This window comes from Zobellella iuensis (genome assembly GCF_016746085.1).
GTDB lineage: Bacteria > Pseudomonadota > Gammaproteobacteria > Enterobacterales > Aeromonadaceae > Oceanimonas > Oceanimonas iuensis.
The window spans coordinates 152,269-162,304 of sequence record NZ_JAERTZ010000026.1 but is presented as its reverse complement, the minus strand read 5'-3'; the positions used below and the strand labels follow the sequence as shown (position 1 = coordinate 162,304).

Genomic DNA, 10,036 nt, shown 5'->3' with positions numbered 1-10,036 from the left:
GCTCAGTCAAGATCCCGCCCCGGGTAAATTGAGCCGGTCCGCTAAATCCGTATAGTAGTCAGCAACAGCAAGGCAGGCTGGCTTGTCAGGAAGACAAACGGCAGGAACGCCTTCAGGGAAAACCGGCAGGAGCCGGAACAAGGATTAAGGAAGCGGTGTCGGAGTGGAAGCCGGCAGCCAGGAGGCAAGGAACCGGGCGCGGATCGCCAAAGGGACGGCTGAAGGAACGGTCAGGGATACCTCCAGGATGGAGCGGTTAGCGGCAGGACGCGGCTAGTCAGGACGATACAGGAATACCCCGACGGAACGGGAAGGGGAAGACTCGGGACGGGTCAGGTCAGGGATTGCAGGGAGCAACCAGGTTCAAGGAACAAACCGACGACACCAAAAGGGGCAGCCAACGGCTGCCCCTTTTCTATATATACGTGCCCATATGTTCGGGCTACCAAGTGGCCATCGCCTTATGTTAACTTGTACGACCAGTTGGATTAACCAGGTAACAAGCCATGAGTCAGGCATTGGATGAGTTATTGACACTGTTGGCGCTGGAGCCGTTGGACGATGGCCTCTACCGCGGTCAGAGCAAGGATCTGGGGTTTGGTGCCGTGTTCGGTGGTCAGGTCATGGGGCAGGCGCTGGCGGCAGCCAAATATACCCTGCAGCCGGAGCGGCCGGTGCATTCGTTTCACTCCTATTTTCTGCGGCCCGGTGATGTCAGCAAGCCCATCATCTATGACGTAGAGAATATCCGTGACGGCAAGACCACCTCCACCCGTCGGGTGCAGGCATTGCAATACGGCAAACCCATCTTCTACATGACGGCGTCGTTCCAGCAGCCGGTGGCGGGCTTCGAACACCAGGCGCCGATGCCCGAGGTGATCGGTCCGGAGGGGCTGGTGCCGGAGAGCGAGCGCATCGCCGCCCTGGCCGGCTTTCTGCCGGAACGGGTCAAGGACAAGCTGCTGGCGGAAAAACCGATAGAGGTCCGCCAGGTGAATTACGTTGACCCGATGAAACCGGAGAAAGCGAAGCCGGTACGCCATATCTGGCTCAAGGCCAACGGTACCCTGCCGGACGATCCCCGCATTCACAAATACCTGCTGGCCTATGCCTCCGACTTCAACTTCCTGCCCACGGCGCTGATGCCCCATGGCCACTCGTTCTGGGAGCCTCAGCTGCAGGTGGCGACCATCGATCACTCCATGTGGTTTCACCAGGACTTTCGTTTCGACGACTGGATCCTCTATGTCATCGACAGCCCGCGGGCCATTGCCGGGCGGGGCCTGGTGCAGGGGCATTTTTATACGCGGGATGGCAAGCTGGTGGCCACGGCGATGCAGGAGGGGATTATCCGGCCCCGCACGGAATAGCCTGGCTGGGGAGGCAAGGCCGTATTGCCTCCGGCCCTGTTTACTCAGCTAAAGAAAAAGGACGTTGCGGCCTTTTCAGACTGCCGATAAACCGTCGAATTATTCTGTGGTCACTCCCGCGAAGGCGGGAGTCCAGTGCACTATGTCATGGATCTCCGCCTTCGCGGAGATGACTGCTACTAAACAGCAGCGTCGCAGGGATAATTTCTGACTAAAAACAGGCTGATGGGGTTTGTCAGCCGTACGAAAAAAGGGCCTTGCGGCCCTTTTTGCTGTGTGCTGGCGGGTGTTATCAGGCTTTTTCGGCCTGGATTTCACTGGCCGCCAGGGCGGCGTCCTCGCCGGCGAACTTGTCCACCCACAGGGCGATGACGCCGTCGCCGGTGACGTTGCAGGCGGTGCCGAAGCTGTCTTGCGCCATGTAGAGGGCAATCATCAATGCCACGGCGCCTTCACCGAAGCCGAGCATGGTACTGAGCAGGCCCAGGGCCGACATCACGGCGCCGCCGGGGGCGCCCGGGGCGGCGATCATCACCACACCCAGCATGATGATAAAGGGCATCATGGCGGCCAGGGAGGGGATGGCCAGCTGCTCGGTGAGGTACATCACCGCCACGGCACAGGTGGTGATGGTGATGGTGGAGCCGGACAGGTGGATGTTGGCGGTCAGCGGCACGGTGAAGTTGGCGATGCCGTCACGCACCCCGTTGGCCTTGGTGGCGCGCAGCGACACCGGAATGGTGGCGGCGCTGGACATGGTACCCAGGGCGGTGAAGTAGGCCGGCAGCATGTTCTTGATCAGGTGCAGCGGCGAGCGGCCCATGGCCAGGCCGGTGACGGTGTACAGGGCGGTGAGCCAGAGCCAGTGCATCAGCACCGCCAGCAGCAGCACCACGCCGAAGGTCTTGAGGGTGTTGAACACAGTGCCCTCCAGCGCCATTTCGGTGAACACCCCGGCGATATAGACCGGCAGCAGCGGAATGATCACCTTGGCCAGCAGCAGGTCTATTACGTCCCGGGCCTGGTCGGAGACGTCTTTCAACGGCTTGGACTGCAGGGCGGAGATGCCGATGCCGAAGATAAAGGCGGCCACCAGGGCGCTGGTGACGCTGAACAGCGGTGAGAACTGCAGGTTGACCAGGGGAGTGAGCTTGTCGGCTTCCGCGGCGGCGGCGGGCGCCGCGGGATTGGCCAGCATGGGGATGAAGGTGCTGGCCACCAGGAAGGCGAGGATACCGGCCACCAGGGTGGAGGCATAAGCCATACCTATGGTCTTGCCCAGCAGCTTGCCCGATTTCTGGGGCAGGCTGGCGATACCACTGGTGATAAAGAACAGGATCAGCAGGGGGATGGTGAAGGAAATCAGCTGCCCGAACAGCATCTTGAAGGTCAGCATCAGGCGGGCCAGCAGTTCAGGGGCGAAGAGCCCGATCACCAGGCCGGACAAAATACCGGCAATAAGTTTTATGATCAGCGACATATACAACCTACAATAGTGCCAAGTGTTGTTAAATTGGCGTTAAGCCAGATGTTTACGCCGTCAATTTATCACACTACGGTTTTTGATTCCGTTTGTTTTGGCGATTTCATGACCGGGTTAACAAAAAGGAGCCCGGGAGCAGGACTTGCAGCTGCCAGGCGCAGCTTTTAAGCTAGGCGCTTGGTACCCTCGTCTTCAACGGAAGCTTCCCATGACCCTGACCTGGAGCCAGGTAATAGGCCACGAAAAAGAACAACCCTACTTTCAGCAGGCCATGGCCTTCGTCAAGCAGGAACGGGACGCGGGCCGGGTCGTCTACCCGCCGCAGCAGGATATCTTCAACGCCTTCAAATATACCGAGCTGGGGGAGGTCAAGGTGGTGATGCTGGGCCAGGATCCCTACCACGGACCCAACCAGGCGCACGGCTTGTGCTTTTCGGTGCTGCCGGGGGTAAGGGTGCCGCCCTCGTTGCAGAATATGTACAAGGAGCTGAGCGCGGATATTTCGGGTTTCCAGGCGCCTGCCCACGGTTACCTCGAGTCCTGGGCGCGCCAGGGAGTGCTGATGCTCAACACCGTGCTGACGGTGGAGGCGGGCAAGGCCCACTCCCATGCCAAACTGGGCTGGGAAACCTTTACCGACCGGGTGATCCGGGCGGTGAACGACCATTGCGACGGGGTGGTCTTTTTACTCTGGGGCAGCCATGCCCAGAAGAAGGGGGCCATGATCGACAGGCAACGGCACCATATCCTGGCGGCGCCCCATCCCAGTCCGCTGTCCGCGCACCGCGGCTTCCTCGGCTGCCGGCATTTTTCCCAGGCCAACGAGCTGCTGCAGCAGCAGGGCAAGGCGCCCATCGACTGGCAGTTGCCGCTGGAGGTCTGAGGTCGCGTTTATTGGTCGATTGAAATCGACCCTACGGCTGGAACACGGTGGACGTGTAGGGTCGAATTTATTCGACCGGATATGGCGCCGATGTTGGAAGGTCCGCTGACATGGACCCTAGAATCGGAACGTGGCCAGTCCCGTGTTCCGGTTCCAGAAAAAAGGCGCCCGCAGGCGCCTGAAATTTTTTCTTCGTGCTCTACAGCTCAAGCTCTTCCTGAGATCCTTCGTATTCAAAGGCACAGTCGAGCAGCTGAAGTTCTTTTTGTAAGCGCTGTTTGTCCTTCAATGCCTCTATTTCCCGCCATTTGCGCTTTTTGGCGGGCTCACGCGATGCACTGCGTGGGGACCGTTCAACCACAAATTCCTGATCATCGAAGCTGAACCTTTCCATGGGGCTCCCTCCTGTTGGCTATCAGTTGTAGTCACGTTTGATATATCACAGCCTGTTCTAAAATAGAACCTGGTTATTTCACTTTTATTAAGGCAATAAAAAAGGCGGGAAGGCCCGCCTTTGGTTTTCATACGAGTGCTTTTCTTACAGCATGGCGCTGAGCATTTCTTCCAGTTTGCCCTGGTCCACGGCGAAGTTGCGGATACCTTCGGCCAGTTTTTCGGTCGCCATGGCGTCCTGGTTCTGCTCCCAGCGAAATTCGGCTTCGGTCATGGGAGCCGGGCGGGGTTGGGTGGCACCCTGATCCTTCAGCTTTTGTACCACTTCGCCTTCGGCCTGGCTCAGTTCTTCCAGCAGGTTGGGGCCTATGGTCAGGCGATCGCAACCGGCCAGCTCCAGGATTTCACCGGTATTGCGGAAGCTGGCGCCCATCACCACGGTGTGGTAGCCATGGGCCTTGTAGTAGTCGTAGATACGACTGACCGACAGCACGCCCGGATCTTCTGCCGGTGCATAGTCTTTTTGCGCGCTGTTCTGCTTGTACCAGTCCAGGATGCGGCCCACGAAGGGGGAGATCAGGAAGGCGCCGGCTTCGGCACAGGCCCGGGCCTGGGCGAAGCTGAACAGCAGGGTCAGGTTGCAGTTGATGCCTTCCTGCTCCAGCACTTCGGCGGCGCGGATGCCTTCCCAGGTGGAAGCCAGCTTGATCAGGATGCGCTCGCGGCCGATACCGGCCTGGCGGTACAGCTCGATCAGGCGGCGAGCCTTGGCGATGCTGGCCTCGGTATCGAACGACAGACGGGCATCCACCTCGGTGGAGATACGGCCGGGAATGATCTTGAGAATTTCACAGCCGATGTTGACCGCCAGCCTGTCGGAGGCGTCGATCAACTGCTGGGCGGCATCCTGGCTCTGGGACTTGGCCCAGGCCACGGCGTCCGCCAACAGAGGGGCATATTCCGGGATCTGCGCCGCCTTGAGGATCAGCGATGGGTTGGTGGTGGCGTCTTGCGGCTGGTACTTGCGGATAGCGTCGATGTCGCCGGTGTCGGCAACCACTGTGGTGAGTTTTCTCAGTTGGGTCAGTTTATCAGCCATTGAAAAAGATCCTTCATCTGGGTCGGCTTGCGGGAACGGTGGGACAGTATCCCTTATTCGGGCTACTAAAATAAAGAGACGGAACGGAGGAGTGTTTTAAATCCTGACTCTGCGCACAGGAATTATCGGCGTCGACGGAAAAGGGGTTATATGAATCCATTCAAGTTCGCGCACAAATACAACAAATTTATGTTTTTAAAGATCGATAGTTGTTGGTTTTTTGTTTTAACTGTTTAGTCTAAATATGCCTTTATTGGTGTTTTTAAGGTTTTTTTGTAGTTTATTATGCTTTGGTGTGACCTGCGTCACATGGCGATTTTTGCTGCCTGTGCTAGATTCCGTGCGCTGCGGACCCGGGGGCCGGATGAATCGGTCAGCCCAGGGTAAGGTTCATCATTCGAAGAAAGCAGAGACACATTAATGGATACAATAATTGGTTTTATCAACGACCTGCTCTGGGGAACCGTGCTGATCTATTTATTGCTGGGTGTGGGGGTGTTTTTTACCCTGCGTTTGAGCTTTATTCAGTTCCGTCATTTTGGTCATATGTTTTCGGTGCTCAAGCACAGCCGCAAGTCCGATGCCGCGGGCATCTCGTCTTTCCAGGCGCTCTGTACCAGCCTGGCGGCCCGGGTTGGCACCGGCAACCTGGCCGGGGTGGCCGTGGCCCTGTATCTGGGGGGGCCGGGCGCCATCTTCTGGATGTGGGTGATCGCGCTGATCGGCATGTCGACCGCTTTCGTGGAAAGCTCGCTGGCCCAGCTGTACAAGGTCAAGGATGAAGACGGCAACTACCGCGGGGGGCCGGCCTATTACATGGAGAAGGGCCTGGGGCTGCGCTGGATGGGGGTGCTGTTTGCCATCTTCCTGATCATCGCCTTCGGCCTGGTATTCAACGCGGTACAGGCCAACTCCATCAGTGCCGCCATGAAGGTGGCTTTCGGTATTCCCGACTGGGCTTCCGGCCTGGCCCTGGTGTTCCTGTCCGGCCTTATCATCTTCGGCGGCCTGCGCACCATCGCCCGTTTTGCCGAACTGGTGGTGCCGGTGATGGCGCTGGCCTATCTGTTGATTGCCCTGGTGGTGGTGGCCATGAACATCACCGAGCTGCCGGGCGTGCTGCTGCTTATCGTCAAGTCGGCCTTCGGGCTGGAGCAGGCCGGCGGTGGCGCCATGGGCTATGCCATTTCCCAGGCCCTGATAAACGGTATCAAGCGCGGCCTCTTCTCCAACGAAGCGGGCATGGGCTCGGCGCCCAACGCGGCGGCGTCGGCCACGCCCTATCCGCCTCATCCGGCATCGCAGGGTTATGTACAGATGCTGGGCGTTTTTATCGACACCATCGTCATCTGTACCTGTACCGCGTCCATCATACTGCTGTCCGGCCAGTTTGAGCCCGGCTCCGGTATTACCGGTATCGAACTGACCCAACGGGCGCTGGCCAACGAAGTGGGGAACTGGGGCAATACCTTTATCGCCATTGCCATCCTGTTTTTTGCCTTTACCTCCATCGTGGCCAACTATGCCTATGCGGAAAACAATCTGATTTTCCTGGAGCACAACCACAAGGCCGGCCTGCTGGTGTTCCGCCTGTTCGTGCTGGGCATGGTGATGTTCGGTGCCGTGGGTGAGCTGCCCACCATCTGGGCCATGGCCGATGCCTCCATGGGCATGATGGCACTGATCAACCTGGTGGCGATATTGCTGCTGTCCGGCGTGGCCATCAAGCTGGCCCAGGACTACAACGACCAGCTCAAGCTGGGCAAGGTACCGACCTTCGATGCCACCAAATATCCGGAGCTGCATCGCCAACTGGAAGAGGGGATCTGGGACAGGAAATAATAGGCCGGAGACTGGGGATCAGGCATTCCCCAGTCCCCACCTTCAGGTGGTGTTATGCCTTTGACGACGTTCTATTATGCTGTCGCTTCACGCTTCACGCTTCACGCTTCACGCTTCACGCCATCAGGGCTGTTCTCCCACCAGGAATTGCTTGCTGATGCTCTTGAACTGCTCGGTGCCGGATTGGTGCAGCAGTTCGAACACCACCATTTCCCGGCTGACGATCCGGGCGCCGGCATCACGCATCCGGGCCAGTCCCAACTGCCGGTTCTCTTCGGTACGGCTACCCACCGCATCCGCCACCACAAACACCTCCTTGCCCGCCTTTAGCAGATCCATCACCGTCTGCAGCACGCAGACATGGGTTTCCATGCCGCAGACGATCACCTGGCTGTGGTTGTGCCAGTGGGCCGGCAGGCAACCGGCGGCCACCACCGAGAAGTGCATCTTTTCGACTACTTGGGGTTCGTCCACCAGGGTGGTGAGGGCGGCCTGGGTATGGCCCAAGCCCCTGGGATACTGCTCGGTAAACAAGATGGGGGTGCCCAGCGTCTGGCAGGCCGAGATCAGCCACTGAATGCGGGCACTCAGCCGCTCGCCATGATCGATGGCCGGGATCAGCTTGTCCTGCACGTCGATCACCATCAGCGCCGCTTTATCGAACTCCATCAACATCGTTTTCTCCCTTTCTGTCTGGTGCCGTTAGTATGGCCCTTTTGTCGGGTAAAGAAAAAGGGCGCCGCGGCGCCCTTTGATGATAGTGTCGGTCTCAGACCTTGAACTCTCCCAGCAGGTTGTTCTGCCGTTGCATCTGCTCCAGCATGGACTGGCACTGTTTTACCTGGGCAATGGCACCGCTGGCCACATCCTGGCTGATGTCACGGATGTTGGTGGTGTTCTGATTGATTTCCTCGCTGGTGGCGCTTTGCTCTTCCGCCGCGGTGGCAATTTGCAGGTTCATATCATTGATATGGCTGATGGCCTGGCGGATCCGCGCCAGCACTTCGTTGGCTTCGGCCGCATCGACCGAGGTCTGGGCGGCCAGCTCCTGGCTCTGTTTCATCTTGCTTTCCGCCAGCCGTACGCCGGACTGCAGTCGCTCGATCATGTCGCCGATCTCCTGGGTCGACTGCTGGGTGCGGGAAGCGAGCGAACGCACTTCATCGGCCACCACCGCAAAACCCCGGCCCGATTCGCCGGCCCGGGCCGCCTCGATGGCGGCGTTGAGGGCCAGCAGGTTGGTCTGCTCGGCGATGCCGGTGATCACCGACAGGATGGACTCGATATTGCGGCTCAGTTGGGCCAGCTCGTTGACCGAGGTCATGGTGTCTTCCATGTCGGCGGCCAGCCGCTCCACCGCCTGGGTGGAGCGGGACACCACCAGGGCGCCTTGCTCGGTTTCCCGGTTGGCGGCGTTGGCGGCCTCGGCGGCATTCTGGGCATGCTGGGCCACTTCGGTGGCGGTGGCGGCCATTTCATGCATGGCGGTGGCCAGTTGATCCAGCTCCTGCAGCTGCTGCTGCAGCTGGTTTTCCGCCTGCGCCGACTGGCCGGAAGTATCATTGATACTGGCTTTCAGCTTGTCCGAACTGTCCATGACATCGCCGATCAACTTCTGTAGATGCCCCAGGAAGCCGTTGAATTCGTTGGCCACCAGGCCGAAGTCGTCGCGGCGTACTATGGGCAGGCGTTTGGTCAGGTCGCCCTGGCCGCCATTGATGTCCTTGAGGGACTGATGCAGGCCGTTCAGCGGCTTGAGCAGGCTGCTCATCAGCAGGATCAACAAGGCCATGCTGATCAGCACCCCCAGCACCGCGATCAGCAGGGCCTGCCACTGCAGGCGATCGGCCTGGGCCATGACTGCGGCTTCATCCAGCACCACACCTACATACCATTTGGCACTCTGCAGCTCCGACAGCGGGGTGAAGGAAACCCAGTGGTTCTTGCCCTCCAGGCGGTGGTTGGTCAGGGTGGCAGCCAGTGCGGGGCGCTGCCCTTCGAACAGCTCGCTGAGCGGCTTGCCGTTCAGCTCCGCCCTGGGGTGGGAGATGATGTTGCCGTTTTCGGCCACCAGAAAGGCATAACCGGCGCCGTTGAAGTCGATGACGTTGATGGCATCGGCCACGGTCTGCAGGCTGAGATCGCCGCCGAAGGCGCCCTGCTGACGTCCTTTATCGCTCAGCTTGGCCACGGCGGAGATCAGGATTTCGCCGGTGCCAGCGTCGGCGTAAGGCTCGGTCAGGGCGGCGTGGGGGGAGCCCATGGCCACCGCATACCAAGGGCGCTGGCGCGCATCCCAGCCGGCGGGGTTCCAGCTGGCATCGTTGCCGATGGGGCGGCCGCTCTGGCTGTCCAGGCCGCCGAAGATCATCACGAACTCGTCCTTCAGCAGCGGCAGGTCGAAGGTGCGTTGCACCTGTTCGGGACTGAACTGGCTGTCGATATTCTGGGCCATCATGTCGATAAGGCCGAGCTTGGCGTTGAGCCAGTTTTCTATCTGCTTGGCCAGGGTCGAGCTGGTTTCACCGATGGCGGCGGCGGTTTGCGTACGTAACGCATCCCGTACCTGAGAGATCTGCATCCAGGAGAGTATGCTGACGGTAATCAGCAGCACGGCGGCGGCGGTCAGTCCGACTTTATGGGCTATTTTCATACAACTAGGTCCCTATAATTATTGTTTGATCGAGAGCGGCTCATACTTTAGTCGTATATATCAGAGTAACATACTGAAAAAATTTAAAAGTTTGCAATATCCTGCGTTGGTGCACAGTTTTTACCGCGGTTTTACGTGCAGATATGTTGTCACTTGAGACCTTTCTTGGCCGCAACAACAGACACTGCTTTTTTCTTTATCGGCCGCCTCGCCACCCTCTTGATTCCGGATGGCTTTCAATTTACTTGTAGGGACCTGGACGGGCATTGCCCTGGTGGCAGCTTTATCCGCGTGGTCCTTGGACAGAGCTCCG

The 10,036-nt window shown here is 59.0% G+C and carries 8 protein-coding genes; 3 read left to right on the top strand and 5 right to left on the bottom strand.

All coding sequences use genetic code 11. The features are described 5' to 3' along the window. Positions 1-506: 506 nt before the first annotated feature. Entirely contained in the window at positions 507-1,370 is an 864-nt protein-coding gene (gene tesB / locus JKV55_RS14725) for an acyl-CoA thioesterase II (RefSeq protein WP_202087263.1), read from the top strand. Between the two features lie 292 nt (positions 1,371-1,662). Here the strand turns inward: tesB and JKV55_RS14720 are convergent, their stop codons facing one another. After that, positions 1,663-2,850: a dicarboxylate/amino acid:cation symporter gene (locus JKV55_RS14720; RefSeq protein ID WP_202087262.1), complete on the bottom strand. Its 1,188-nt coding sequence runs from the start codon at positions 2,848-2,850 to the stop codon at positions 1,663-1,665. Positions 2,851-3,061: 211 nt separating this feature from the next. On the opposite strand from JKV55_RS14720, the gene ung reads away from it, so the two are divergent. Beyond that, a complete protein-coding gene (ung, locus tag JKV55_RS14715; RefSeq protein ID WP_202087260.1) occupies positions 3,062-3,736 on the top strand; it encodes a uracil-DNA glycosylase in 675 nt (224 codons plus the stop codon). 199 nt (positions 3,737-3,935) lie between these two features. Here the strand turns inward: ung and JKV55_RS14710 are convergent, their stop codons facing one another. Next, positions 3,936-4,130 carry a DUF3545 family protein gene (locus JKV55_RS14710; protein WP_202087258.1) on the bottom strand — a complete coding sequence of 65 codons (195 nt, stop codon included), beginning with the start codon at positions 4,128-4,130 and terminating at the stop codon, positions 3,936-3,938. A 144-nt stretch (positions 4,131-4,274) separates the two neighbouring features. Continuing rightward, a complete protein-coding gene (gene tal, locus JKV55_RS14705; protein WP_202087256.1) occupies positions 4,275-5,228 on the bottom strand; it encodes a transaldolase in 954 nt (317 codons plus the stop codon). 420 nt (positions 5,229-5,648) lie between these two features. On the opposite strand from tal, the gene JKV55_RS14700 reads away from it, so the two are divergent. Beyond that, a complete protein-coding gene (locus JKV55_RS14700; protein WP_202087254.1) occupies positions 5,649-7,070 on the top strand; it encodes an alanine/glycine:cation symporter family protein in 1,422 nt (473 codons plus the stop codon). Between the two features lie 123 nt (positions 7,071-7,193). Here the strand turns inward: JKV55_RS14700 and JKV55_RS14695 are convergent, their stop codons facing one another. Both JKV55_RS14695 and JKV55_RS14690 read right to left on the bottom strand, forming a co-directional pair. After that, a complete protein-coding gene (locus JKV55_RS14695) occupies positions 7,194-7,745 on the bottom strand; it encodes a hydrolase (protein ID WP_202087252.1) in 552 nt (183 codons plus the stop codon). A 94-nt stretch (positions 7,746-7,839) separates the two neighbouring features. Then, positions 7,840-9,723 carry a methyl-accepting chemotaxis protein gene (locus JKV55_RS14690; RefSeq protein WP_202087250.1) on the bottom strand — a complete coding sequence of 628 codons (1,884 nt, stop codon included), beginning with the start codon at positions 9,721-9,723 and terminating at the stop codon, positions 7,840-7,842. Between the last annotated feature and the right edge of the window lie 313 nt (positions 9,724-10,036).

What these genes read in the sequence shown, in the direction of transcription:
- tesB (WP_202087263.1), top strand. Translation starts at nt 507, where the DNA reads ATGAGTCAGGCATTGGATGAGTTATTGACACTGTTGGCGCTGGAGCCG.
- JKV55_RS14720 (WP_202087262.1), bottom strand. Translation starts at nt 2,850, where the DNA reads ATGTCGCTGATCATAAAACTTATTGCCGGTATTTTGTCCGGCCTGGTG.
- ung (WP_202087260.1), top strand. Translation starts at nt 3,062, where the DNA reads ATGACCCTGACCTGGAGCCAGGTAATAGGCCACGAAAAAGAACAACCC.
- JKV55_RS14710 (WP_202087258.1), bottom strand. Translation starts at nt 4,130, where the DNA reads ATGGAAAGGTTCAGCTTCGATGATCAGGAATTTGTGGTTGAACGGTCC.
- tal (WP_202087256.1), bottom strand. Translation starts at nt 5,228, where the DNA reads ATGGCTGATAAACTGACCCAACTGAGAAAACTCACCACAGTGGTTGCC.
- JKV55_RS14700 (WP_202087254.1), top strand. Translation starts at nt 5,649, where the DNA reads ATGGATACAATAATTGGTTTTATCAACGACCTGCTCTGGGGAACCGTG.
- JKV55_RS14695 (WP_202087252.1), bottom strand. Translation starts at nt 7,745, where the DNA reads ATGTTGATGGAGTTCGATAAAGCGGCGCTGATGGTGATCGACGTGCAG.
- JKV55_RS14690 (WP_202087250.1), bottom strand. Translation starts at nt 9,723, where the DNA reads ATGAAAATAGCCCATAAAGTCGGACTGACCGCCGCCGCCGTGCTGCTG.